Annotated in this window: 24 protein-coding genes and 1 tRNA gene; 12 read left to right on the forward strand and 13 right to left on the reverse strand. The window is 66.9% G+C overall.

Features of this window, described 5'->3' with window-relative positions; genetic code table 11:
* Positions 1-106: 106 nt before the first annotated feature.
* Complete coding sequence (locus tag ACQ260_RS16305) at positions 107-1,453, reverse strand: M16 family metallopeptidase (protein WP_432560520.1); 1,347 nt, start codon at positions 1,451-1,453, stop codon at positions 107-109.
* 1 nt (position 1,454) lies between these two features.
* On the reverse strand, positions 1,455-3,665 hold the full coding sequence (locus tag ACQ260_RS16310; protein ID WP_432560521.1) for a polyribonucleotide nucleotidyltransferase: 2,211 nt from the start codon (positions 3,663-3,665) through the stop codon (positions 1,455-1,457).
* Positions 3,666-3,973: 308 nt separating this feature from the next.
* On the opposite strand from ACQ260_RS16310, the gene ACQ260_RS16315 reads away from it, so the two are divergent.
* Positions 3,974-5,707: a substrate-binding domain-containing protein gene (locus ACQ260_RS16315; protein WP_432560522.1), complete on the forward strand. Its 1,734-nt coding sequence runs from the start codon at positions 3,974-3,976 to the stop codon at positions 5,705-5,707.
* Between the two features lie 51 nt (positions 5,708-5,758).
* On the opposite strand, the gene rpsO is transcribed toward ACQ260_RS16315, so the two are convergent.
* Positions 5,759-6,022 carry a 30S ribosomal protein S15 gene (gene rpsO / locus ACQ260_RS16320; RefSeq protein WP_432560523.1) on the reverse strand — a complete coding sequence of 88 codons (264 nt, stop codon included), beginning with the start codon at positions 6,020-6,022 and terminating at the stop codon, positions 5,759-5,761.
* A gap of 195 nt (positions 6,023-6,217) precedes the next feature.
* Here rpsO and ACQ260_RS16325 point away from each other — a divergent pair, with 195 nt between their 5' ends.
* The gene (locus ACQ260_RS16325; RefSeq protein WP_432560524.1) at positions 6,218-6,676 is read left to right on the forward strand and encodes a GatB/YqeY domain-containing protein; all 459 of its coding nucleotides are present in this window, start codon (positions 6,218-6,220) and stop codon (positions 6,674-6,676) included.
* A gap of 7 nt (positions 6,677-6,683) precedes the next feature.
* On the opposite strand, the gene ACQ260_RS16330 is transcribed toward ACQ260_RS16325, so the two are convergent.
* A complete protein-coding gene (locus ACQ260_RS16330; protein WP_432560525.1) occupies positions 6,684-7,406 on the reverse strand; it encodes a glycerophosphodiester phosphodiesterase in 723 nt (240 codons plus the stop codon).
* 123 nt (positions 7,407-7,529) lie between these two features.
* Between ACQ260_RS16330 and ACQ260_RS16335 the strand changes: the two genes are divergently transcribed.
* From ACQ260_RS16335 to ACQ260_RS16345, 3 genes are read left to right on the forward strand one after another with little or no spacing between them, the layout of a single operon-like run.
* Complete coding sequence (locus ACQ260_RS16335) at positions 7,530-8,528, forward strand: CPBP family intramembrane glutamic endopeptidase (protein WP_432560526.1); 999 nt, start codon at positions 7,530-7,532, stop codon at positions 8,526-8,528.
* Entirely contained in the window at positions 8,525-9,700 is a 1,176-nt protein-coding gene (locus ACQ260_RS16340) for a sensor histidine kinase (RefSeq protein WP_432560527.1), read from the forward strand. The genes ACQ260_RS16335 and ACQ260_RS16340 overlap by 4 nt, the downstream gene beginning before the upstream one ends.
* The gene (locus tag ACQ260_RS16345; protein WP_432560528.1) at positions 9,697-10,302 is read left to right on the forward strand and encodes a response regulator transcription factor; all 606 of its coding nucleotides are present in this window, start codon (positions 9,697-9,699) and stop codon (positions 10,300-10,302) included. Before ACQ260_RS16340 ends, ACQ260_RS16345 begins: the two co-directional genes overlap by 4 nt.
* Before the next feature lie 111 nt (positions 10,303-10,413).
* Here the strand turns inward: ACQ260_RS16345 and ACQ260_RS16350 are convergent, their stop codons facing one another.
* A complete protein-coding gene (locus ACQ260_RS16350; protein ID WP_432560529.1) occupies positions 10,414-10,797 on the reverse strand; it encodes a hypothetical protein in 384 nt (127 codons plus the stop codon).
* Between the two features lie 237 nt (positions 10,798-11,034).
* On the opposite strand from ACQ260_RS16350, the gene ACQ260_RS16355 reads away from it, so the two are divergent.
* Positions 11,035-12,159, forward strand: coding sequence for a cysteine desulfurase family protein (locus ACQ260_RS16355; RefSeq protein ID WP_432560530.1), 1,125 nt, complete (start codon positions 11,035-11,037; stop codon positions 12,157-12,159).
* A gap of 10 nt (positions 12,160-12,169) precedes the next feature.
* On the opposite strand, the gene ACQ260_RS16360 is transcribed toward ACQ260_RS16355, so the two are convergent.
* From ACQ260_RS16360 to ACQ260_RS16380, 5 genes are all read right to left on the reverse strand, one after another.
* A complete protein-coding gene (locus ACQ260_RS16360) occupies positions 12,170-12,748 on the reverse strand; it encodes a DinB family protein (RefSeq protein ID WP_432560531.1) in 579 nt (192 codons plus the stop codon).
* A gap of 70 nt (positions 12,749-12,818) precedes the next feature.
* On the reverse strand, positions 12,819-13,355 hold the full coding sequence (locus ACQ260_RS16365) for a hypothetical protein (protein WP_432560532.1): 537 nt from the start codon (positions 13,353-13,355) through the stop codon (positions 12,819-12,821).
* A gap of 41 nt (positions 13,356-13,396) precedes the next feature.
* Positions 13,397-13,473 (reverse strand) — tRNA-Val (locus tag ACQ260_RS16370).
* A gap of 43 nt (positions 13,474-13,516) precedes the next feature.
* Positions 13,517-13,981 carry a redoxin domain-containing protein gene (locus tag ACQ260_RS16375; RefSeq protein ID WP_432560533.1) on the reverse strand — a complete coding sequence of 155 codons (465 nt, stop codon included), beginning with the start codon at positions 13,979-13,981 and terminating at the stop codon, positions 13,517-13,519.
* A complete protein-coding gene (locus tag ACQ260_RS16380; protein WP_432560534.1) occupies positions 13,978-14,403 on the reverse strand; it encodes a DUF3052 domain-containing protein in 426 nt (141 codons plus the stop codon). The genes ACQ260_RS16375 and ACQ260_RS16380 overlap by 4 nt, the downstream gene beginning before the upstream one ends.
* A gap of 197 nt (positions 14,404-14,600) precedes the next feature.
* On the opposite strand from ACQ260_RS16380, the gene aceE reads away from it, so the two are divergent.
* On the forward strand, positions 14,601-17,369 hold the full coding sequence (gene aceE, locus ACQ260_RS16385; RefSeq protein WP_432560535.1) for a pyruvate dehydrogenase (acetyl-transferring), homodimeric type: 2,769 nt from the start codon (positions 14,601-14,603) through the stop codon (positions 17,367-17,369).
* Positions 17,366-17,719 (forward strand): hypothetical protein, encoded by a 354-nt coding sequence (locus ACQ260_RS16390; RefSeq protein ID WP_432560536.1) that lies wholly within the window; start codon positions 17,366-17,368, stop codon positions 17,717-17,719. The genes aceE and ACQ260_RS16390 overlap by 4 nt, the downstream gene beginning before the upstream one ends.
* On the opposite strand, the gene ACQ260_RS16395 is transcribed toward ACQ260_RS16390, so the two are convergent.
* On the reverse strand, positions 17,712-18,590 hold the full coding sequence (locus tag ACQ260_RS16395) for a DUF559 domain-containing protein (RefSeq protein ID WP_432560537.1): 879 nt from the start codon (positions 18,588-18,590) through the stop codon (positions 17,712-17,714). The two genes, ACQ260_RS16390 and ACQ260_RS16395, sit on opposite strands and share 8 nt — an antisense overlap.
* A 293-nt stretch (positions 18,591-18,883) precedes the next feature.
* Here ACQ260_RS16395 and ACQ260_RS16400 point away from each other — a divergent pair, with 293 nt between their 5' ends.
* Positions 18,884-19,870 carry an ABC transporter ATP-binding protein gene (locus ACQ260_RS16400; protein ID WP_432560538.1) on the forward strand — a complete coding sequence of 329 codons (987 nt, stop codon included), beginning with the start codon at positions 18,884-18,886 and terminating at the stop codon, positions 19,868-19,870.
* Positions 19,870-20,706, forward strand: a complete 837-nt coding sequence (locus ACQ260_RS16405) for an ABC transporter permease (protein WP_432560539.1) — start codon at positions 19,870-19,872, stop codon at positions 20,704-20,706. The genes ACQ260_RS16400 and ACQ260_RS16405 overlap by 1 nt, the downstream gene beginning before the upstream one ends.
* Positions 20,707-20,819: 113 nt before the next feature.
* On the opposite strand, the gene ACQ260_RS16410 is transcribed toward ACQ260_RS16405, so the two are convergent.
* Positions 20,820-21,626: a neutral zinc metallopeptidase gene (locus ACQ260_RS16410; protein ID WP_432560540.1), complete on the reverse strand. Its 807-nt coding sequence runs from the start codon at positions 21,624-21,626 to the stop codon at positions 20,820-20,822.
* Positions 21,627-21,800: 174 nt separating this feature from the next.
* Here ACQ260_RS16410 and ACQ260_RS16415 point away from each other — a divergent pair, with 174 nt between their 5' ends.
* Complete coding sequence (locus ACQ260_RS16415; protein ID WP_432560541.1) at positions 21,801-22,022, forward strand: RNA polymerase subunit sigma-70; 222 nt, start codon at positions 21,801-21,803, stop codon at positions 22,020-22,022.
* 1 nt (position 22,023) lies between these two features.
* Positions 22,024-22,599 carry a Clp protease N-terminal domain-containing protein gene (locus ACQ260_RS16420; RefSeq protein ID WP_432560542.1) on the forward strand — a complete coding sequence of 192 codons (576 nt, stop codon included), beginning with the start codon at positions 22,024-22,026 and terminating at the stop codon, positions 22,597-22,599.
* Between the two features lie 25 nt (positions 22,600-22,624).
* Here the strand turns inward: ACQ260_RS16420 and ACQ260_RS16425 are convergent, their stop codons facing one another.
* Entirely contained in the window at positions 22,625-23,638 is a 1,014-nt protein-coding gene (locus ACQ260_RS16425) for a PHP domain-containing protein (RefSeq protein WP_432560543.1), read from the reverse strand.
* Positions 23,639-23,660 lie beyond the last annotated feature (22 nt).

The following is a 23,660-nucleotide window of genomic DNA, read 5'->3' on the forward strand; positions in this document are numbered from 1 at the left end:
GTTCGTGCGCTCCCGTTTCATCGTGATCGAACCGGTCCCACCCTAACGTCACCGGCGGACACGACCACCTCGGGACAAAGCTGCGGGAACTGACGTCACCGACGCGTCACAGCCAGCGCTGCACCAGGGTCGTGAGGCGTGGTCGGCTCACCTTGGCGCCGACCACCGCGAGCACTGGTCGTGCCGCGAGGACATCGGCGGCGGCCCGCTGGACGTCCGCCACGGTGACCGCCCGATAGGTGGCGATCACGTCATCCAGCGTTCGGAAATCACCGAGGAGATCGCCGGCGCCGAGGCGACTCATGCGGGCACTGGATCCCTCCAGAGCGAGGAGCAGCTGGCCGGTCACCTGGCCCTTGGCCCGTTCGAGTTCGGCCTCGGTCACACCGTCGCTGATCACATCGGCGATCACGTCACGCACGATCGCCGCGATCTCCGGCACTCGCTCCGGAGCGCTGCCCCACTCGATGGTCAGGCAGCCGGCGTCGGTATAGGCCGTTTCGCTCGCGTCGATGGAGTACGCCAAACCGCGGTGCTCGCGGACCTCCACGAAGAGGCGCGAGCTCATCCCGCCGCCCAGGATCGTCGCCAGCAGGTTGAGCGCCGGGCGTGTCGCGTTGAGCTCGCCAGGGGCGCTGAACAGGCCGGGTGAGCGGAATCCGAGCACGGCCTGTGCGTGTTCAAGGGGGCGGCGATGGAGCAACACCGCGGACTCGACCACCCGGGACCGGCCGGCCGGAAGGCGCGGGCTCGGTGTGCTGGCCGCAATCTGCTCGGCGAACGGTGTCAACGCCTCGACGAGGCGGTCGTGATTGACCTGTCCGGCTGCTGCGACGACGATGCCGGGCCCGCGATAGTGCCGGCGCCAATACGACGCAATCTGGCGACGCTCCAGCGCTTCGATGGATGCGGTGGAGCCTATGACGCTCCGTTCGAGGGATGATCCGGCGAACAGTCGCCCGGTCGCCAATTCGTGGGCGACCTCCGCGGGATCGTCGTTGTGCATGGCGATCTCGTCGAGGATCACCGCACGCTCCGCGTCCACGTCGACCGACCGCACGAGGGAGGACCCCAGCATGTCGGTCAGCACATCGACCGCAACCCGCCGATCGTCATGCAACACCTGCGCATAGAAGCATGTGTGCTCCTTGGACGTATAGGCGTTGATGTCGCCGCCCACTTGCTCGATCGCCGCAGCGATCTCCTCGGGCCGGCGCCGCTTCGTGCCCTTGAACAACACGTGCTCGAGAAAGTGCGAGACCCCGTGCAAGTGCGGGGCCTCATGACGGGAACCCGTCCCGACGAAGAAGCCGACCGCGAAGCTGCGGCTGCCCGGAATCCTCTCCGAAACGACACGGAGGCCGCCGGACAGGGTGGTGCGCACGATCTGTTCCTCCGGAACAGCCGAACTCGCACCAACCCCACCGGCGACCTCCGGGAGTTGGTCAGTCACCTCAGGCCTCGGTCGCGGCCTCGGCCTTCTCGTCCTCGATCACCGGGACGAGCGACAGCTTGCCCCGGTCATCGATCTCGGAGATCTCGACCTGGAGCTTCTGCCCCACCGAAACGACGTCCTCGACGTTCTCCACGCGCTGCCCACCGGCGAGCGCCCGCATCTTCGAGATGTGCAGGAGGCCGTCCTTGCCGGGCAGCAGGGACACGAACGCGCCGAAGCTGGTCAGCTTCACGACAGTGCCGAGATAGCGCTCGCCCTTCTCCGGCATCGTCGGGTTGGCGATCGCGTTGATCATCGACCGCGCGGACTCGGCGGCGGGACCGTCAGCGGCACCGATATAGATCGTGCCGTCGTCCTCGATGGTGATGTCGGCACCGGTGTCGTCCTGGATCTGGTTGATCATCTTGCCCTTGGGGCCGATGACCTCGCCGATCTTGTCGACCGGGATCTTGACCGTGATGATCCGGGGCGCATAAGGGCTCATCTCGTCCGGACGGTCGATCGCCTCGGTCATGACCTCGAGGATCGTCAGCCGGGCCTCACGGGCCTGCAGCAGCGCGGCCGCCAGCACGTCGGCGGGGATGCCGTCGAGCTTGGTGTCGAGCTGGAGCGCGGTCACGAAGTCCTTGGTGCCCGCGACCTTGAAGTCCATGTCGCCGAGCGCGTCCTCGTCACCGAGGATGTCGGTCAGCGCGACATATTCCGTCTTGCCGTCCACGTCCTCACTCATGAGACCCATCGCGATGCCCGCGACCGGCGCCTTGAGCGGAACACCGGCGTTGAGCAGCGCCAGCGTCGAGGCGCACACGGAACCCATGGAGGTGGAGCCGTTCGACCCGAGCGCCTCGGAGACTTGGCGGATGGCGTACGGGAACTCCTCGCGATCCGGCAGCACCGGCACGAGCGCCCGCTCGGCCAACGCACCGTGGCCGATCTCACGACGCTTCGGCGAGCCGACGCGACCGGTCTCGCCGGTCGAATAGGGCGGGAAGTTGTAGTGGTGCATATAGCGCTTGGAGTCCTCGGGGGCGAGGGTGTCGAGCTTCTGCTCCAGGCCCAGCATGTTGAGGGTGGTGATGCCCAGGATCTGGGTCTCGCCACGCTCGAACAACGCGGAGCCGTGGACACGGGGAATGATCCCGACCTCGGAGGACAGGGTCCGGATGTCACGCGGGCCACGCCCGTCGATGCGCACCTTGTCGGTGAGCGTGCGGCGGCGGACGATGTTCTTCGTCAGCCCCTTCAACGCGGCACCGAACTCCTTCTCCCGCTCGGGGAACTGGGGCGCCAGCTTCTCGGTGACCTCCTGACGGATGGCGTGGGTCGCCTCGTTGCGCTCCTCCTTGCCGGGGATCTGCATGGCCTCGCGGATCCGGTCAGCGGCCTCGGCCTCGACCGCGGCATAGAGGTCGTCGCCATAGTCCACGAACACCGGGAACTCCGCGGTGTCCTTCGGGAACTGGGCAGCCAACTCGGCCTGGGCATCGCAGAGCGCCTTGATGAACGGCTTGGCGGCCTCGAGGCCGCGACCGACCTCGTCCTCGGTCGGCGCCGGCTTGCCCGCCTTGACCAGGTTCCAGGTCTGCTCGGTCGATTCGGCCTCAACCATCATGATCGCGACGTCGCCGTCGGCGAGCACCCGGCCGGCGACCACCATGTCGAACGTGGCGTCCTCGAGCTGGTCCACGGACGGGAAGGCGACCCACTGGTCATCGATCAACGCGATCCGGACGCCGCCGATCGGGCCCGAGAACGGCAGTCCGGCGAGCTGGGTCGACATCGACGCGGCGTTGATGGCAACCACGTCATAGAGAACGTCGGGGTTGAGTGCCATGACGGTCACGACCACCTGGACCTCGTTGCGCAGGCCCTTGACGAAGGACGGGCGCAGCGGCCGGTCAATGAGGCGGCAGGCGAGGATCGCGCCCTCACTGGGGCGTCCCTCGCGGCGGAAGAAGGAGCCGGGGATGCGGCCCGCCGCATACATCCGCTCCTCGACGTCCACGGTCAGGGGGAAGAAGTCGATCGCGTCACGCGGAGATTTCGCGGCCGTGGTCGCCGACAGCAGCATGGTGTCGCCGTCGAGATAGACGGCGGCGGAACCCGCGGCCTGGCGAGCGAGCAGTCCGGACTCGAACCGCACGACGTGCTTGCCGAACTTGCCGTTGTCGATGATGGCTTCAGTGAATTTCAGGTCAGATCCCTCCACGGGATTCCTTTCAGGTGGTGTGATCACACGCACGCACAGCTGATCCGTCTGAGCGGAGGCCGGTCTTCGATCGAGGTCCGCGGGAGCGCGTTGGAACAGGCGCGCCCGAAGCCCACTACCGAGGACCGAGGACTCCCGAATCAGCCGGGCGATGCGATCTCGATGATGACTATGTGCAATTGTCCGAGTTCAAACCTACCCGAAACTCATTCGGACGGGCACCGCGCCCGCCGCGCGCGACTGGGCCAAGCGCCTCAGGTCATGATTTGCTAGACGTGCGCGATCGGACGTTCAAGCAGGAGGCCCCAGTGTCGAACAGTGACACCCGTCCGGCCACACCCGGCGGAACCTTCCGGACGCCGGCGCGAAAAAGGGTCTTCCTCTTGGTCTCCCTCGCCCTCCTGTTGGCGATCACTGCCGGCTGCGGGGTCGGCGGCCGATCCGACGAACACGCCGGAGACGGCGAGGTCGGCGGCACCGGCACCTGCCCCGAACATGCCACCGTCCTCGTGGACCCCTCGCTGCTCGCGGTGATGGACAAGGCAGTGAACGACTACGGCGAAGGCCTCGGCGCCGGTTGCGTTCCGATCACGCTGGTCTCCCGGCCGAGCCCCGTTGTCGCAGAGAAGGGCCTCGGCGGCGCGGACGCCTGGATCCCCGAAGCGAGGGTGTGGCAGGAACGTGCCCAAGCTCCCGACGTGGCCGAGGCTCCTGCCTACAGCATCGGCTGGTCCCCCATCGTGCTGGTCGCGCCCCATGCGATGACCGACGCCCTCGACGGAACATCCCTGACCGGGGACACTCTGGTCGACCTCATCACCGCCCGCGCAACCTTCGCCGACCACGGACACCCGGAGTGGGGCCGATTGAAGCTGGTGCTCCCGGCGCCTGCAGAGTCCACGATCGGCGCACTGGGATTCCTGTCGCTCGCCCACCAGGTCGCGGGCGGCCAGCGCCTGCCGGACAGTCCGACATCGGCCACCGGCGATCAGCGGCTCATGGCGTCAGTGCAGTGGCGCACCGTCGCGGAGGTCCCGCCCGCCGAGGTGAGCGAACATCTGGCGCCCGACCCCAGCGATGCCCCGATCGCACTCGGCGTCGGGCCACGGATAGGCGTGACGACCGAAGCAGTGGCGCTGAGCCAAGCCGCTCAGCACGACCTCAACGCCTGGCACATCGACGGGGCCCGGAGCGGGGTGCGCATTGCGCTCATCGGCGGCGGCACTCCGCAAACCGATGGGTTCGTCCGGTGGCTCAGCGCTCCCGAGGGCCGGTCGGCTCTGCTGGACGCCGGCCTGCGGGTGGGCGACCGCGCTCCCACCGCAGAGCATCTTCGAGCCATCGGCCTGCCCGATGAAGGCGTTTCCGAACCCACGCCGCTGCCCCCCACGACCATGACTGACGCGGCCCAGGCCTGGGCGGCGTTCAGTCACCGTGCCGCTACCTTCACCGTGGTCGATGGATCAGCCTGGATGGGCGACGAGCTCGGCGACAGCGGCGTACGCAAGATCGATGCCATCACCGCAGCCGCCACCGAGAGCTGGTCGACCTGGCCACCCGGGTCGGTGACCGGCCTGATGACCTTCCACACGTGGGCGAACGGGGACCCCGCGTTCCACGAGATCACTCCGCTGCAGTCGACCTCGACTCCCGAGTTCCTGGCGAACATGGCCGACAATCTCCACGAGTTCGAGCACATCCGGCCCAGCGGAGGATCCCCGCTCTACGAAGCGATCTGGACGGCGTACGCCCAGATGGAACGCGACTATCGCCCCGGCTTCACGAACACCGTGATCGTCGCGAGCAGCGGCTTCAACGGAGGCTCGAACAGCACGATGACGGCCGATCAGCTGATCGAACGGATCAACGCATCCGACCCGTCGAAGCGAATCAACCTGGGTCTGGTCGTGTTGGGCACGGACGCGGACTTCGCCACCGTGGAGCGCATCGCCGAGCAGACCGGCAACCGGGCGTGGCTGGTCCGCGAACCGGAGGACGCCGCTCGCGTGCTGCCGGAGATCCGATTCGCATTCTCCAACTAACGCGAAAAGCCCCGGGAGATCCCGGGGCTCAGCGACGTTCGATGCACTGCGTCAGCGGCGCAGACCGAGACGCTTGATCAGCGCACGGTAGTGCTCGATGTCGTTCTTGGCGACATAGTTAAGCAGCCGGCGACGCTGGCCGACCATGAGCATCAGCCCACGGCGCGAGTGATAGTCACCCTTGTGCTGCTTCAGATGCTCGGTGAGGTGGGCGATGCGCTTGGTGAGCAGCGCAATCTGCACGTCCGGAGAGCCGGTGTCACCGGGCTTGGTCGCGTACTCTTCAATGATCTTCTGCTTCTCTGCGGCGTCCATAAACGCTCTCCTTCCGGTTTCCCGTTGCGCGGCGCTCCCCCATCTGGAACCTGCAGGGAGCTCTTGGTCATCCGCGGCCGTCGTGACGGCAACCTGCCAGACACTACCAGCCCGCGTCGACGCGCCCAAAATCGCTTGTCGCGCGTGGGACGATGGTGCCCGCATCATTCCCGAAACGACAGAAGGGCCAGTGGCATGGCTGAACTCAAGGACCGACTCCGCGCCGACATGATCGCGAGCATGAAGGCCAAGGAGGCCGACACCACCAAGGTGCTGCGCGCGGTGCTCGCTGCGATCACCACCGAAGAGGTCTCCGGCGACCAGGCCCATGAGCTCACCGACGCCCAGGTGCAGGCTGTCGTCACCAAACAGGTCCGACAGCGCAGGGATTCCGCGGAGGCCTATGCGGCGGCCGGCCGTCAGGACTTGGCCGATGTCGAGTTGGCGGAGGCCGAGATCCTGCAGGTCTATCTCCCGGCCCAGCTCAGCGATGAGGAGCTCACCGCCATGGTCGAGACCGAGGTGGCGGCCGCGGGCGAGGTCACGATGAAACAGATGGGTCAGATCATCAAGGCCGTGAACGCCAAGGCTGCCGGCCGCGCCGATGGTGGCCGGGTGGCCGCTGCGGTCAAGGCCAGGTTGCAGAAGGGCTGACGTCCACTCAGCCCTGCAGCACGTCAATGCCGACATCGGGATGGTTGGTGATCACCGCGTCCACGCCAGCGCGGATGGCCGCCCCGATGTCGGCTCGTGCGTTCACCGTCCAGACGTGGACGTCGATCCCGGCCGCGTGCGCATAGTCGACCAACCCCGGCACCCGGAGGAAACCCCAGTGCGGGTGAATCGCGGCCGCGCCGAAATCAACCGCATATTCCCACGGCAGATAGATCCCGTCTGACAGCAGCAAACCCACGGGCGTCGCCGGAGCCAACTGCTGCACCGTCTTGAGACTCCAGTGGTTGAACGACGAGACGATCACCCGGTCAGCCATGCCGCTGGCCTCGATGACGTCCAGGACCGCCCGCTCCAGCCCGGGATAGAACTCGAGCAGATTCTTGAGTTCCACGTTGACGACCATGCGCCCGGGCCGCACCTGGGCGAACACCTCGGCCAGCGTCGGAACCCGCGTACCCTCGAATTCCCCCGACCCCCCACCCGCGTCCGCGCGTCGGATCTCGGCGAGGGAGAGTTCGGCGACGGGCCCGGAGCGGTCGGTCGTCCGATCGAGGGTTTCGTCGTGGATCACCACGACCTCGCCGTCCGCGGTCAGCTGGACGTCCAGTTCGATCCCGTCCGCCCCCATCCGTTCGGCGAGGGCGAAGGCGGGGAGCGTGTTCTCCGGTGCGTACGCCGAAGCTCCCCGGTGGGCCCAGATCTGCGTCATGGTCCAGAACTTAGCCCCGGCGACAGACCCGTGACATCTGTCATGGCAACCGGCTGATCGATGCACACAAACCGGTGATGCGCGGCACCGGCGTACCCACGATTCCCGGCGGAGGCTTGAACCATGAACACTTCACCCCAAGTCCTCGCCACGCCGGCAGCCCACCAGCACATGGTCGGCCGGCCCGACGCTCCCCCACCCACTGCGTCGGCCCCGCACGAATATCAGCAGCGGATCGCGATCGAACGGCCCAGGGCCTGGCGCGGCATCGTCGCGCTGGTGCTCCTCATGCTCGGCATGCTCGTGTTCGCAGGCATCTTCGGCGTGGCCGCCGTCGGGATCGAGTTCGCCGTCCGCGGCGAGATCACCACCGGCATGACCCCGTTCACACTGGCCGGCGGCATGCTGGGTCTCGCGGCGATGACCCCGTGGAGCATGGCGCTGCAGAAGTGGTTCTTCAAGGTGCCGGCCGTTTCCCTCCACTCGGTCGTCGCCCGGTTCCGCTGGGACGTCTTCGGGCGGTCGGTCGCGATCCTGATTCCCCTGTGGGCCCTGGTCCAGGTCGTCTATCCGAGCCTGCTCCCCCAGCCGACGGCGGCGTACGCGTCGGGCGACGCGCTCGCCTTCGTGGTCATCACGCTCATGTTGGTGCCGCTCCAGTCGATGGGTGAGGAGTACGCGTTCCGTGGCCTTGCCTTCCGCATAGCGGCCAGCTGGGGTCGCGGTCCCCGAACCGGGCTGGTGATCGGGCTCGTGGTGAGCAGTTTGCTGTTCATGGTCGCCCATTTCGCGCTGGATCCGTGGCTGAACGTGTACTACTTCACCTTCGGCGCCGCGCTCTGCCTCATCACCTGGCGCACCGGTGGGCTCGAGTCCGCCGTCGTGCTCCACGCGGTGAACAACGTCGTCGCATTTCTCGTCGGCGTGACCCTCCGGCACGACCTCAACGCGGGATTAGACCGCTCCGCCGGGGTGGCGTCCCCCGTCATGCTGATCCCGTGCGCTCTGCTGGTGATTGTCGCGGCGATCGTCTGGTGGCGTACGCCCCGACCGGCACTCTCCCCGCCCGCACCGGGCGCAGAACTTGCCCACCCTACTCCCACGGGCACCCTGGCAGAATGAAGCTGATGCAGGACTCACCGGTGATCAGCGCACGCAGATTCGAACTCTATGTGCGCTGGTCGCTGTATCTCCTCATGGCCTATCTCCTGGTGCAAATGGCCGGTTTGACGCTCGGTGCCTCGTCGAACCGGTTCACGTTCCTCGGGTCCCTCGCCCTGCTCGCGCTGTCCGTGGTGGTGACCGTCTTCAACATCAAGGCCGCCCGGCACAGTCTCGACCGGGTGATGCGCGATCGGCCCGCGCTGTCGGCGCGGTTCATCGTCGGATGGGTCGCCGCGGTCGCCGCCGTGACCATGGGCACCTTCTGGCTCCTCTGGGAGATTCCGGGCGCGATCGTGCTGGCGATCGCCCCGGCGGCGTGTTCGATCGCCGCCGTCAGCCCGACCTTCACCATCCGCACCGCCGCCGTCGTGAGTCTCGCCGCTGTCGTTGTGGGCGGCGTGGTGACCTTCCTGGGCATTCCCCAGACGATCGCCGCCCTGATCCTTCTCCTGGTCTTCATCTGGTCCGCTTGGTCCAGCGGGTGGATGCTGCGAGTGCTGCGTCAGTTGCAGGAGGCCAACGAGACGGCCGCGGAGCTGTCGGTCGCCGAGGAGCGACTGCGGATCTCGCGCGACCTGCACGACGTGTTCGGCCGGACCCTGGCGACGATTTCGGTCAAGGCCGAGCTGGCGGCCGAGCTGTCCCGGCGCGGTCATCACGAACGTGCCGCGGACGAGATGGCCCAGGTCCGCCAGATCGCCAACACCGCCGGCGCGGAGGTTCGGCGCGTGGTGCGCGGCGAGCGGCGCGCCGGCTGGGCCGACGAGATCGAGGGGGCGCGGGCGCTCCTGTCGTCGGCCGGCATCCGATGTGTGATCGCGGGTGAGGAGATTCCGGAGCGGTACGCGGAGACGCTCGCCTGGGTCATCCGCGAAGGCGTGACCAACGTGCTGCGCCACTCCCGGGCCACGCAGGTCAGCATCACGACAGCGGTCGAGGCCGACGAGGTCGCGCTCACCCTGACCAATGACGGAGCGAGCGGGCCGTCGAACGCCGCGTCGACCGGCACCGGGATCGCGTCGATGACCCAACGCCTGCAGGAGGTCGGTGGGTCACTGGAGCACGAGCTCGACGGTGACTGGTTCCTGCTGACCGCATCCATTCCCGTCTCACAGGAGGTCCCCGCATGATCCGCGTGTTGCTCGCCGACGACGAGAACCTCATCAGAGACGCGCTCGCCGGCCTGCTGTCGCTGGAGGATGACATCGAGGTGGTGGCGCGTGCGGCCTCGGGACCGGAGGCGCTGGCAGCGGCGACGAAACACCGGCCGGATGTCGCGTTGCTGGATCTGCAGATGCCGGAGCCGGACGGCATCGAGGTCGCGCGGCTGCTGGCGACCGAGCTTCCGGAGTGTCGCTGCATCATCGTCACCTCGCACGGGCGTCCGGGATATCTCAAGTCCGCGCTCGCCGCGGGCGTACGGGGCTTTCTGCCTAAAACGGTCTCGGCGGCGACGCTCGCCGGTGTCGTGCGGACAGTCGCCGCAGGCGGGCGACATGTGGACCCCGAGTTGGCCGCTGAAGCGATCGGCGCGGGTGACTCGCCGCTATCCCCCCGTGAGGCAGATGTGTTGGCGTTCGCCCGCGATGGTGCGCCCGTCGACGAGATCGCGGTGCGGGCGTCGCTGTCCAAGGGAACGGTCCGCAATTATCTGTCGGCCGCGGTGGCGAAGCTGGGGGCGGTCAATCGACACGAGGCGGTGCAGATCGCGTCGGACCGGGGCTGGATCTAGGCGCGGGTGCGAAGCCGGGGACTGGGTTGCGGTGCGTCGGAGAAAAAGGTGCGGCCCACACCGGGGTTCGAAGACCCGCCCGGTGTGGGCCGCGCTCAGGTGGGGAAGAAGTCAGTTGCTGAGACGCTTCTGGTTGGCGGTGACGCGACGCGAGAACGGCGTGAGTGCGCGATCACTGGCCTTGGCAGCGCGGTTGAGCATGCGCTCGGCGGCCTTCGGATCGGTGAACATGGTCGGCCACGCCTGAGCCATCGTCCCGGCGAGCTGGAACAGCACGCGGGAGGACTCGTTGACGGCGTCCATCTTCTCGGTGAACATCCGCTCAACTTCCTTGCGGTTGGTCGCCGTGTTGCCGTTGGCCGCGAGCATCGACAGCCGCAGCCCGATGACCTGCTGGGCGGTGAACGCGATGGTCATGGCCTTGGTGGACGCCTGCATCATCGAGTTGATCCACGCCGGGGCGAGGCCGAAAGTGGGGATGCTGAAGTTGCTCAAAATGATCATCCTTCTGGGATTGGTGATTCGATGAAAGGGGTGCGCTTATTTGCTGCGTCGGCGTGATATCGAACCACGCAGTAACAACTATGATCGACCGGCACCGGAATCGCGCGATTCGTGCCGCAGCACGGAAACGACGCCCCCGCCGCGACCGCTCCGAGGGGCTGTTCCACTCGTTTCGCTGGCCTTCTGTAGCCTGCTGGTTTCCCCGCCCTGACTGACTTCGGAGGGCTTATGACCGACGTGCTCTATCTGGATCACAACGCGACGACGCCGGTAGCGACCGAGGTCGCCCACGCGATGTGGCCCCATCTGACGACCGAGTTCGGCAACCCGTCCAGCGCAACGCCGCACGGGCGTCGTGCCCGCGCAGCGGTCGATCGCGCCCGGGAGCAGGTGGCGGCGCTGATCGGGGCGGAACCAGACGAGATCATCTTCACCGGTGGCGGCACCGAGGCGAACAATCTCGCGATCCGTGGCGCCGCGGCCGTCGCCTCAGTGCGGGTTGCGGTGACGTCGGCGATCGAGCATCCGGCGACTGTTGCCCCGCTCGCGCATCTGCACGCGGAACACGGCTGGCAGGTCCATGAGCAGCCCGTCGACGCCGAGGCGCGGGTGCTGCTCGATGCGTTTCCCGATGGGCCGATCGGCGTCGGGACCCTGATCCTCGCCCACAACGAGATCGGGACGCTCGAGCCCGTCGCGGAGTTCTCCACACGGGTCCAGGCGGCCGGCGGAGTCGCGCACGCCGATGCCGCGCAGGCGGTGGGGAAAGTCCCCGTCCTCGTCAACGAGCTGGGCGTCGATCTGCTCAGCATCGCGGGCCACAAGCTGTATGCGCCCAAGGGCGTCGGGGCCCTCTATGTCCGGCGCGGCACGTCGATCGCCCCTGTGGTGCGGGGTGCGGGTCAGGAGCGTGGTCTGCGCCCGGGCACCGAGAACGTGGCTGCGATCGTCGGCCTGGGTGCCGCCGCCGAGTTGGCCGGTGGGTTGCTGGCGGCGGAAGGCGTACGCCAGACCGCGCTCCGGGAACTCCTCTGGGACCGACTCGCCGCGGGCATCCCCGGACTCATCCGCGTCACGCCTCGCGAGGAGACACTGCCGAACACCTTGATGGTCGCGGTGCCGGACATGATCGGCGCTGACATTCTCGAGGCAGCGACGAGCGTCGCAGCCTCGACCGGCAGCGCCTGCCATGCCGGCGTACACACGCCGTCGGGCGCCCTGCTCGCCATCGGACTCGCTCCAGAGGCTGCGCTCGGGGCGCTGCGACTGTCGGTCGGCCGGTCGACCACCGAGAGCGAGATCGAAGGGGCCGCCGTGGCGCTGGCCGGCGCCGCTGCCCTCCAGCGCGGCTGAGTCCAGCCGCTCAGTCCCGGAAGGACTCGGCGACCGCGGTCAGTCGATCGACATAGCCCGACCACCACGCTGCGTCCTCCGGCGGCAGGTTGGCGTACGTCGCGGAGAGCCCGGCGGCACCGTCGATGCCCTCGCGCAGGATGTCGGCCTGACCGGCATGACGAGCGGTCTCCTGGATCACGTGCACGAGGATCCGCCGCAGCGTCGGATGGCGTCGCTCCTCGGGCCACCACGGCACGGTTGCGGTGGTCTCGAGAGGGAGCTCGGTGATGGCGGCATCGCTGTGGGCCGCCACCCGGCGATAGAAGTCGATGACCCACTCGGCTGATTCCGCCGCGGTGGCCCACATGTCGGCGTTGGGTTCATCGCCATACATCCACGGGGTGGGTTCGACTTCGCCCCGGCCGAAGCAGGTCGCGAGATACCCCTGTTCCACTGCGGCGGTGTGCTTCACCAGCCCGAGCAGATTGGTGCCGGTCGGTGTCCTCGGCAGTCGCAACTCTCGCTCGTCGAGCCCATCGACCTTCCACAGCAGCGCCTCCCGCTGCCGCCGAAGGTAGTCATGCAGCATCGCCTTTTCGGAATCCATAGGCGGACCCTATCCACGGTGCCGAGAGCCAGCCAGCGGCTTTTGGGGCGTCGATCCGAGCCTCGGACACTCACTGGTGCGCTGGCACGACCAGCGCCGCCCCCAACGCGACCGCCTCGACGATTGCGAGCACGATGGCGATGTGGGCCGCCCGCCACGAGCGCTGGGCGGCGTCCACGACGAGGGCCAACAGCGCTGCCGGCAGCGCGCCGAATCCGATCAGCATGGTGAACACGGCCGTGAGATGCCAGAAATCACCCGGCGGACGGGGCGACGCGCTCACCTCGAGCAGCCACCAGGTCGCGTACCCGGCCAGCACGGCCACGCCGACACTCAACAGGGTCGGCCGGCGTCTGTGCAGGAGCGCGGCCACCGCCGGCGCCAAGCACCACGGGACCAGCATCACCAGGTATTCCTGGGGGATCGCCAGCAGTTCCCCGACGGTCGGCGCGGCCGGCGGCGCGAACGGACCGAGGTGGGGGGCGAACGGCGCCTGGACTCGCTGTCTGATGAAGAAGATCACCAAACCCAGGAATCCGGACAGCCCCACCAGGAGATGCAGCACCCAGTGGCTGACGGAGAAGCGTGGAGCAGCGGCTGCGCTCATATCACCCAGCATTCCATGTGGGTGGGATGCAGCACGCTTCTTGGTGGGCACAGTCGGACTCGAACCAACGACACCCTGCTTGTAAGGCAGGTGCTCTAACCAACTGAGCTATGCGCCCCGGCGACAGATCTTGCCACAAACCCCTTCGGACAAGGAATTCGTTATCGGTCCGCCGCCAGTTCCCGGGCTGCAGCGAGATGAGCATTCATGTCGCGGGGCTGGCCAAGGTTCTGCACGGTCCGCCAGCGCACGGTGCGGTCCTGATCGACGAGGAACGAGCCGCGGAGAGCACAGCCCCGGCGGGCATCGAAGACCCCGAACCTCTCTGCTATCGCTCCATGGGGCCAGTGGTCGCTGACCAAGTCGAACGAGAAGTGCTCGGCATCGGAGAACACCCGGAGAGCGAACATGCTGTCGCAGGACACGGCAGCGAGCCGCACGCCGACGTCACGCAGCGGACGGCGCATCTCGTCGAGGGCCCGCAACTCGCTGGAACAGATGCCGGTGAACGCGAACGGATAGAAGAACACGAGCCACGCGCTTCCCGCACCGATCGTGACCGACTGGCCGAACTGATTGACTCCGTCGAAGGAGTCGACTCGATCACCGACCGCGAGGGCGGTCACCGACGGTTCCCTTTGGGCCGGACCAGCTTCGTCGCGGTCCAGTCCTGGGACACCGAGGCGTTGGTTGTCGTCTGCGAGAGCCCGGCCGTGATCGCTGCCTCGGAAACGTCTGCGGGATCCACATGGCCGTCCCGACCGACCTTCGGGGTCAGCAGCCAGACGACGCCGTTGTTGGACAGGTCGGTCAGTGAGTCGACCAGACCATCCACGAGATCCCCGTCGTCATCACGCCACCACAGCAGCACGATATCGACGGCCTCCATGGCCTCCTCGATCAATTCGGCGTCGATCGCATCCTCGATGGCGACGCGCAGGTCATCGTCGACGTCGTCGTCCCAACCCAGCTCCTGGACGACCAAGCCCTCACTGAGCCCGAGTTTCTCGGCTGCGGACAACGCCTTGCCTCCTGCCGTTGTGGCCACCAACGAACTCCTGTCCTGTCTCTCGCCCCAACGGGCGGTCGACCCCGAGGTGACTGGAGTCAACACTGAGAATCGTGCCACGTCTGCGCCCATAAGGCACCCCCGACCGCCTGCTAGGCGTCGGGTGACACTATGGAAGGAGACTCTTCGAACTTTCAGCCACGTTCGACCCAGCGTCGGGAAGGAGCCGCACCGGCATGTCAGGAGAACGCCCCGCGATCAATGCCGAAGGCACGGCCTATCAGCTCCCGGACATCGACCCAGAGGAAACCAAGGAGTGGCTCGACTCCCTCGACGCCCTTTTGGACGCCGACGGCCCGAACCGCACTCGGTTCATCATGCTGAAGCTGATGGACCGTGCTCGTCAGCGGCAGGTCGGGCTGCCGAGTTTGCGCAGCACTGACTACATCAACACGATTCCACCCGAGGATGAGCCACGCTTCCCGGGCGACGAGGATCTGGAGCGCAAGATCCGCCGGTCGATTCGCTGGAACGCCGCGATCATGGTGTCCAAGGCCAACCGCAAGGGTCTTGAGGTCGGCGGTCACATCGCGACCTATCAGTCGGCCGCCTCTCTCTACGAGGTCGGCTACAACCACTTCTTCCGCGGTCGGGATCATCCCGGTGGCGGGGATCAGATCTACGTCCAGGGCCACGCCGCCCCGGGCATCTATGCCCGGTCCTTCCTCCTCGGCCGACTCAGCGCGGACCAACTCGACGGTTTCCGGCAGGAGCACTCCCGCGGACCCGGTCGTGGTCTGTCCTCCTATCCGCACCCCCGATCGATGCCGGACTTCTGGGAGTTCCCGACGGTGTCGATGGGCATCGGTCCGCTCAACGCGATCTATCAGGCGCGCTTCAACCGTTATCTCGAGCACCGCGGCATCAAGGACACCTCCCAACAGCACGTCTGGGCATTCCTCGGTGACGGTGAGATGGGCGAGCCGGAGTCCCTTGGCGCCATCGGCGTTGCTGCTCGGGAGGGCTTGGACAACCTGACTTTCGTGATCAACTGCAATCTCCAGCAGCTCGACGGTCCCGTCCGCGGCAACGGCAAGGTCATCCAGGAACTGGAGTCCTTCTTCCGCGGCGCGGGTTGGCACGTCATCAAGGTCCTGTGGGGACGGGACTGGGATCCGCTGCTGGCGCAGGACACCGACGGCGCCCTCGTGCACAAGATGAACAGCACGCCGGACGGCCAGTTCCAGACCTACACAGCAGAGAGTGGGGCATACATCCGGGATCACTTCTTCGGTGACCCACGCCTGTCCAAGATGGTCGCGGACATGAGCGACTTGGACCTGGAGCGGCTCTCCCGCGGCGGACACGACTATCGGAAGGTGTACGCGGCGTTTCAGTCGGCGTTCAGCCATCACGGCCAGCCGACGGTGATCTTGGCGCAGACCGTCAAGGGTTGGACCATCGAGTCGTTCGAGGCGAAGAACGCCACGCACCAGATGAAGAAGCTGACCAGCAAGGACCTGAAGGCCTTCCGCGACCGGATCAAGATTCCGATCCCGGACGCGGACCTGGAGGACGCCAATAACCCGCCCTACTACCACCCGGGCGAGGACTCCGAGGTCATCCGCTATATGCATCACCGGCGGCGTCAGCTGGGCGGTTTCGCGCCGCGCCGGATCGTCAAGCCCCGCCAACTCGAGTTGCCGAAGGACAAGCTCTACAAGCCCCTGCTCGTGAAACCCGGGACGGACGAGAAGGTCCCGAGCGTCGCGACCACCCAGGCGTTCGTCCGACTGTTGCGCGATCTGATGCGCGACAAGGACTGGGGCGAGCGGATCGTGCCGATCGCGCCGGACGAATACCGCACGTTCGGCATGGACTCGATGTTCCCGACGAACAAGATCTACAACCCCGCCGGCCAGACCTATGAATCCGTGGACCGCAAACTCCTGCTGTCCTGGAAGGAGGCCCGCAAGGGTCAGCTGCTGCATGAGGGCATCTCGGAGGCGGGTGGCCTGGGGTCGTTCACGGCCGCAGGGACGTCCTATGCGACGCACGGGGAGCCGATGATTCCGGTCTTCCTGTTCTATTCGATGTTCGGGTTCCAGCGCGTCGGTGACTTCATCTGGGCCGCCGCCGACCAGTTGACCAGGGGCTTCCTGATCGGCGCGACCGCCGGTCGCACCACATTGACCGGTGAGGGACTGCAGCACGCCGACGGCCACTCGCCGCTGCTCGCGGCCTCGAACCCGGCGGTGGTGCACTATGACCCGGCGTTCGGGTTCGAGATCGCCCACATCGTCAAGGACGGTCTGCGTCGGATGTATGGCTATGGCCTCGACGACCAGCACCCCAACGGCGAGGACATCTTCTACTACCTCACCGTCTACAACGAGCCAGTCCCGCAGCCCGGCCCGCCGGACGATCTGGACATCGACGGCCTGCTCAAGGGGATGTATCTGTTCTCCCCCGCCCTGGGCAACAAGCAGCACGCGCAGGCCCAGATCCTCGCCTCCGGTGTCGCGGTTCCGTGGGCACTCAAGGCGCAGCAGATGTTGCGCGACGAGTGGTCGGTCGACGCGGCCGTGTGGTCGGTCACGTCGTGGAACGAGCTTGCCCGGGAGGCCATCGGCGTGGAGGAACGGAACTTCCGCCACCCGATGGAACCCAACAAGACGCCCTATGTGACCGAGAAGCTCGCCGACGCCGATGGGCCAGTCATCGCGGTCAGCGACTATCAGCGGGCCGTGCCGGACCAGATCCGCCCTTATGTCCACCACGAGTGGCGTTCGCTCGGCACGGACGGTTTTGGCTTCTCCGACACCCGCGCCGCGGCACGCCGGTTCTTCATGGTTGATGCGGAGTCGATCGTGGTGGCGACGCTGGATGCTTTGGCGCGCAATGGCAAATACCGCGCGGAGGCGCCCGCGGAGGCCTTCCGACGCTACAAGGTCGACGATCCGCAGGCCGTCGGCCACGTCAAGCAGGAGGGCGCCGGCGCATGAGCCCTCTTCCCCGCGAGGTGGAGCGGCTCCTCGCGGCGATCGTGGCGCTGGAGGCGGGGCGTTCCTTCGACGGCAACGCCCCTGCCGCCACCCTCGGGCTGACCAGTCAGCTCATCGGGATCGAGGGCGAACCCGGGGACGGGCCGTGGCAGGTGCGGCTCGTCGCGCGGGGCGCCCCGCGGATCGAGTTGAGCGATGGTCCGCTGCTCGGACGCTATTGGGTCGGCGCGGAGCGCTCGGGCGAGATCGTCGTGCGGGTGCGGGACGGGTTGTTGGACTCGATGGAATACACATGGTCCGGCACCGAACCGGATCGCTGGCCCGAGCCGGGTGAGATCACCGTCAGCTGAGGGCACGGAGGCCGAGGCAGCGCCGCAGAACGGGGATCCACTCGCCGCTCTGAATCATGGCCCACGTGAAACGCAGGACGCGCCACCCGTGCTCGACGAGCCCATTCTGGCGGGCTCGATCGTGCTCGAACGCCGCACGGCTGTTGTGGAACTCAAAACCATCGATCTCGACGATCAGGTGGTGTTCCTCGAACAGCAAGTCGACTGGATAGACGGTGTCGCCAACAGGCACTGATGCGTTGGCGCGCCAGCCCATGATGCCGTGGTCGTGCAGTTGCCGGTGCGCCTGACGTTCCGCCTCCGACCAAGGCAGAGCGGTCGAGCTTTCCAGCAACCGGGCCCGAAGCTGATTGCCCGACCGCTGAGGGTGCGCCCGCAGAGCCGCCCACATGCGGTCGAGCGCCGCTTGGCCGACCGGATTGTTCTCCCGGAGGATCCGATCGATCAGGTCACCACCGTTTCGTGGGATCAGGTCGACTGCAGTGAGTTCACGGTTGGTGCATCTGAAAGCACCGACCTGCGTCACCCAGTCAGGGTCTGGCCGCCATCTGCTGACAGAGAATCCGTCGCGCCGAACCCGCAACTCCGTGCTGGCCTCGACCGAACAGGGCAGTTTGTCCGGAGTCCACAGCAGCGCGGCGGCGGTAGCGCCCGTGAAGATCGCATTGGGGTCGCACTTGTGCAGGGCAAGCATGCGGGTCCGGGGCTGGTCGGCGGCTGCCGGGTCGGCGAAGATGCCCGGCAGCACGCTCACCAGGATCCCTCGTTTCGCGGCCCGATAGAGCGCCGCTCTCACCAACCGATCCACCTCGCGCACCGCGATGATCCCGTCCGTTTCCAGGCGCTGCTGGATGTCTTCCTCATGCCTCATGTCGGGACCGTGCGAGGTCATGGCGGGATCGTGCCGCCCGGGCACCCGGACTGTGCGCAACTTTTCCTCCTCGACCTGACTTGTGGACAGTCGCGACAAGGGGAACGCCGAGCTCGACCGGAGGTCGGTGGCGTTTTGTCACGCGGCAGGTGACTCTCCGATCCGAGGGGACCCACCGCCGCCTCCGGTTTCGGGGTGATCTGACATATGTCATGTCCGGGCGGTGATGAGCGCATGCCAAAGCGTGCGGCCCGACACTGCCGACTCCCGTCATCAGCCGGGAGTCTGGAAACATGACAACGACGACAGCCCCCGACCTGCCGAGGATCGAACGGTCGACCGAGGATGCCCTGGTCCTGTCCGGTGTCCGCCGCAGCTATCCGATCACCACGAAACTCAACTGGCTGACCGGGCGACGGGAAGCCACGGCCAGCTTCGAGGCCGTCCGCGGCATTGACCTCCGGGTCGCCCGAGGCGAGTTGTTCGCGCTGCTGGGCACGAACGGCGCCGGCAAGACGTCCACGGTCGAGCTCATCGAGGGACTGGCCAGGCCATCCGGGGGCACGATCGAGGTGCTGGGGCACGACCCCTTTGCCGAGCGGAAGCAGGTGCGCCACCACACGGGCGTGGTCCTGCAGCAATCCGGGTTCCCGCCAACGCTGACCGTTCGCGAAATGGCCCAGATCTGGCAGGGCACCCTGACCCGCTCCCTGGCCGTCGATGAGACTCTTGCCGCGGTCGATCTGGCGGACAAGCTGGAGGTCGAGACCGCGAAGCTCTCCGGCGGTGAACGGCGACGGCTCGACATCGCCCTTGCCGTGCTTGGCAACCCGGAGCTCCTGGTCCTCGACGAGCCGACCACCGGGCTCGACCCGGAGAGCCGTCGGCACATCTGGTCCCTCATCCAAGGACTTGTGCAGCGCGGCTCCACGGTCCTGCTCACGACGCATTATCTGGAGGAGGCCGAGAACCTCGCCGATCGGATCGCGATCATGCACGACGGGCTGATCGCGCGCGAAGGCACGCTGGCCGACATCGTGGCCGAGGCGCCGGCGCGAATCAGCTTCCTCCGCCCTGAGTGCCTCGCCCTTGCCGATCTCTATCTGCCCGACACGACGATCACGCTGACTGATCGGATGGTGATCGAGACCCGCACCCTGCAGGACACGCTCGCTCGCGTCCTGGCCTGGGCCGGCACCACTCCCCTGCCCCAACTGGAGGCCCGATCGGCTTCTCTCGAGCAGGTCTTCCTGTCCATCGCCGACACCGAGGAACTCTGATGACCACGCGCACTCTTCCCGCCCTCCCGGCCACCATCGTCGCCGACCGCGGCTCGCGCGGCAGTCGGCTGCGCCGCTTCGGCACCCTTGTCCGGGCCGAGACGACGATTCTGCTCCGCAACAAGACGGCCGCGTTCACGGCGATCGTCCTGCCTCTGGTTATCGGCTTGGCGTTCGGCGGGGTCGGGATATTCGATCCGGCCAGCCTGGGCATCGCCCTGACCAGCGGACTTGTGTCGATGAGCCTGCTGTACGTCATCTATTTCACGATGGTCACCTCGCTCGTCGGTCGGCGCGAGCAGTTGGTCCTGAAACGCCTGAGCGCCGGGGAAGCCACCCCGCTCGAGATCGTCCTCGCCCCGGCCGTCCCCCTGTGGATCCTGCTCGTCCTCCAGTCGACGCTCGCGGTCGCCGGTGCGACCCTGGTGTTCAGCACCCCGGTCGCCCACCCGTGGGCCCTCGCGCTCGCCGTCATCGGCGGCGCAGGAACGTGGACGGGGCTCGCGATCTGGAGCGCGACCTGGACCAAGACCGTCGAGTCGGCCCAGCTCACGACCCTGCCGCTGATGCTGGTGGCAATCGTTCTGTCCGGGCTCATGTTTCCGTTGGAGTTCACGCCGCGGGCCGTGCAGCACATCGCCCACGTGTTGCCGATGACTCCGGTCGTCGATCTGATCCAGCTCGCCTATTCCGGTGTGGGCATCGACGGCACGACGGTCGGCGGCGTCTCGGACGCTCTTCTCGCCGCGGCCGGGATGGTCGTTCCGCTCGCGGTGTGGACCGCGTTCGGCATCTGGACTGGTCTCCGCGACTTCCGGTGGGATCCGCGTTCCTGACCAGACAGGGGCACACGAGCGGCCCGGCACGCCATGATCGGCACGCCGGGCCGCTCGCCTTGGTTGGGTCCGCTCCCCCGGATAAGCGCACTCAGGCCCTAACGCCCGAACGGTCAGCGTCCGTAGGCCGCGAAGCACGCGGCGGGGGTCGCCGCGGCGTATTGCGCGTTGCCCGCATAGCCAAGACGCAGTGCCGCCAGGCGCTCAGCGGCGGTGCCGTGACCGCCACCCTCATGCGGGTCCGCCACCGCCACCAGCGCGGCGGACGCCTCCTGGAGGTCGGTATCGGTGAGCAGACCCCTTTCGTCAGCTGCCCGCATCCAGACGCCGGCCATGCAGTCGGCGATGAGTTCATTGTTCTTGCCGGTCGGCCGGACGCCGGTGGCGGCACCGAGTTCATCGACGATGTGGTGCGCGAACTCGTGCGCAACGACAATGCCGGCCGCGAAGTCACCAGGGATCTGGGAACGTTTGTTGGCGACGTTGCCGACCCACATCTGCTGCATCGTGGTCACGGGCAGGATGATCATGCCGTAATGGGTCACGCCATCGATCACGACCGGGTCGGCCGAGCAATAGAAGGCGTTGGGTTCATTGTGGGTCACCAAGAGCGGCTGACCGCCTTCGTCGGTGCACCGGGACTGGAAGGGCTGGCCGGGCTCGACGATCACATAGCCGACAATCGGGGTGGAGTAGCCGTTCTGGCGGAACCATTCACTCCAGTCCTGGTCGAGTTCGTCGATGGTGAACTCGAGATACTCCTGGACCGAATAGCTGTAACCCGTCGAGGACGTCTCACCCCCGATGCTCCTGACCTGAGCGGCCGGAGGCGCGGCCGGGACGGCTTGGGCAGAAACGCCGAGACCGGCGAAGGCGGCGATGGAGGCGGTGGCCAGGGCGAGGGCAGACTTCAAACGCATGACGAAACTCCTGTGCTTCGAAAGGGTGGGGATCCAGACGGGCACCCAGTGGGCCAGCGGCTGGAGAAACGTTGTCCGTTACAACCCCTCAGAGCAGGGGCAGGAAGCGAATGTTCCCGACACATTCGTCAACTTTGATTGACGCAACACCCTGTGTCAACTAAAGTTGACGGCATGTCGAACGCCCACACCATCATCGACAGCGCCGGCGGCGCGGACATCGCCGAAGGCCTCCGGGCCACGCTCGCGCTGCGCCGCCTGGCGGACTCTCTGGAGGGCATGCAGGTCAGCCGCGCGCGTGCCGCGGGTTGGTCATGGGCCCAGATCGCACAGTCCCTGGACATCAGCAAGCAGGCGGCTCACAAGAAATACGCCCACCTCGACGCAAGGAAATGACATGTTGGAACGGTTCACCGAGGGCGCCACGTCGACAATTTCATTGGCCTCGGAGTCAGCCCGACAACTCGGCGCACTCGAGCTTTCCAGCCGCCATTTGCTGCTGGGTGTCCTGCGGCTTCAGAGAGATGCGGCCAACGTCCTCACAGAGCACGGACTCACGGAGCAGGCGCTCACGGCACTGGTCCGGGATTACACCTCCGACGAGACCCTGCCCGGCATGACGGCAGCCGACGCCGACGCCCTGCGTCGATTCGGCATCGACCTGAGCGAGGTCGCCGCAGCAGTGCGGCAGAACTTCGAGGGCACACCACCCTCCCGTCGACCACGGCGACGCCGGCTCCTGGACCGCTTCCGGGGAGACGCGATCTCCTTCAGCGACGAGGCCAAGCGAGCACTGGAGAATTCACTCGTCGTGACCGTGCGCGTCAACCACCGGGAGATCACTGACCTGCACATCCTGGCCGGGCTGCTGGAACCGGGTCAGCGCGAGTGCCCAGATCTCCTTCGCTCGTCCGGACTTGATCCCGCCACGATCCTGAACGCCGTCGAGATTCGCCTCCGCGGCGCTGCGTGAGCCGGCCGATTCAGCAAGGTCGACATCAGCCCTTGCGGCAGAACTCCACCAGCCGCCCGGCGTCCCAGGTGTTGATGATGCGGTCCAGCGGAATCTGGTGCTCCTCGGCGCGTTCGCACCCGTATGCGATCCAGTCCAGCTGACCGGGTGCGTGCGCATCGGTGTTGATCGAGAAATAGCAGCCCATGTCCACCGCGAGCTCCAGCAGGTCATCGGGGGGATCGCGTCGTTCCGGACGCGAGTTGATCTCCACCGCGACGTCGAACTGCTGACAGGCCGCGAAGACCACCTCGGGGTCGAAATCCGACTGGGGGCGCGTGCCCCGACCGCCGGTGATGAGCTGGTTCGTGCAATGGCCGAGGACGTTGGTGGCCGGGTTGGCAATGGCGGCGACCATGCGGTGCGTCATCGTCTCGGAGTCCATGCGCAGGTGCGAGTGCACCGACGAGACCACGATGTCGAGGCTGAGCAGGAGGTCCTGCTCCTGATCCAGGGAACCGTCCTCGAGGATGTCGACCTCGATCCCGGTCAGCACCCGGAAGCCCGGCATCGCATAGTTGAGATCGCCCACGAACTGCACCTGGTCCATCAACCGCTCGGCCGACAGCCCGCGCGCGATCTTCAGCCGCGGCGAGTGGTCGGTGATGGCCTGATAGTCGTATCCCATCGCCTGCGCCGACAGCATCATCTCCTCCAGCGGCGAACCGCCGTCGGACCACGTGGAGTGGCAGTGGAGGTCGCCCTTGAGCGCGGCCCTGACTTCCTTGCCGCCCTTCGCGAGCGGTTGCTGCTCTGTGCGGAGCTGGGCGAGATAGTCGGGCACCTGCCCGTTCAACGCCTGGGTGATCACGGTCGTGGTCTTGGGACCCAGACCGGGCAGCGTGCGCCAGTCCTGTTGTTTCTGATGCTCATCGCGGATCGCACAGGTCATGCCGGACAGTTGGTCCGCTGCCCGCCGATAGGCCCGAACCCGGTGCGTATCAGCCCGACCCCGCTCCAGCAGATAGGCGATCTCCCGCAATGCGTCTATCGGATCCACGATGCCCCTTCCCAGCTGCCGG

The organism is Ammonicoccus luteus (assembly GCF_050880385.1).
Classification (GTDB): Bacteria; Actinomycetota; Actinomycetes; order Propionibacteriales; family Propionibacteriaceae; genus Enemella.

Bases quoted from the DNA above. Each gene is read 5' to 3' on its own strand.
- ACQ260_RS16330 (WP_432560525.1), bottom strand. From the start codon at position 7,406: ATGACGCAGATCTGGGCCCACCGGGGAGCTTCGGCGTACGCACCGGAG.
- ACQ260_RS16405 (WP_432560539.1), top strand. From the start codon at position 19,870: ATGACCACGCGCACTCTTCCCGCCCTCCCGGCCACCATCGTCGCCGAC.
- ACQ260_RS16410 (WP_432560540.1), bottom strand. From the start codon at position 21,626: ATGCGTTTGAAGTCTGCCCTCGCCCTGGCCACCGCCTCCATCGCCGCC.
- ACQ260_RS16340 (WP_432560527.1), top strand. From the start codon at position 8,525: ATGAAGCTGATGCAGGACTCACCGGTGATCAGCGCACGCAGATTCGAA.
- ACQ260_RS16360 (WP_432560531.1), bottom strand. From the start codon at position 12,748: ATGGATTCCGAAAAGGCGATGCTGCATGACTACCTTCGGCGGCAGCGG.
- ACQ260_RS16355 (WP_432560530.1), top strand. From the start codon at position 11,035: ATGACCGACGTGCTCTATCTGGATCACAACGCGACGACGCCGGTAGCG.
- ACQ260_RS16345 (WP_432560528.1), top strand. From the start codon at position 9,697: ATGATCCGCGTGTTGCTCGCCGACGACGAGAACCTCATCAGAGACGCG.
- ACQ260_RS16415 (WP_432560541.1), top strand. From the start codon at position 21,801: ATGTCGAACGCCCACACCATCATCGACAGCGCCGGCGGCGCGGACATC.
- ACQ260_RS16365 (WP_432560532.1), bottom strand. From the start codon at position 13,355: ATGAGCGCAGCCGCTGCTCCACGCTTCTCCGTCAGCCACTGGGTGCTG.
- ACQ260_RS16395 (WP_432560537.1), bottom strand. From the start codon at position 18,590: ATGAGGCATGAGGAAGACATCCAGCAGCGCCTGGAAACGGACGGGATC.
- ACQ260_RS16335 (WP_432560526.1), top strand. From the start codon at position 7,530: ATGAACACTTCACCCCAAGTCCTCGCCACGCCGGCAGCCCACCAGCAC.
- ACQ260_RS16400 (WP_432560538.1), top strand. From the start codon at position 18,884: ATGACAACGACGACAGCCCCCGACCTGCCGAGGATCGAACGGTCGACC.
- ACQ260_RS16390 (WP_432560536.1), top strand. From the start codon at position 17,366: ATGAGCCCTCTTCCCCGCGAGGTGGAGCGGCTCCTCGCGGCGATCGTG.
- aceE (WP_432560535.1), top strand. From the start codon at position 14,601: ATGTCAGGAGAACGCCCCGCGATCAATGCCGAAGGCACGGCCTATCAG.
- ACQ260_RS16420 (WP_432560542.1), top strand. From the start codon at position 22,024: ATGTTGGAACGGTTCACCGAGGGCGCCACGTCGACAATTTCATTGGCC.
- ACQ260_RS16325 (WP_432560524.1), top strand. From the start codon at position 6,218: ATGGCTGAACTCAAGGACCGACTCCGCGCCGACATGATCGCGAGCATG.
- rpsO (WP_432560523.1), bottom strand. From the start codon at position 6,022: ATGGACGCCGCAGAGAAGCAGAAGATCATTGAAGAGTACGCGACCAAG.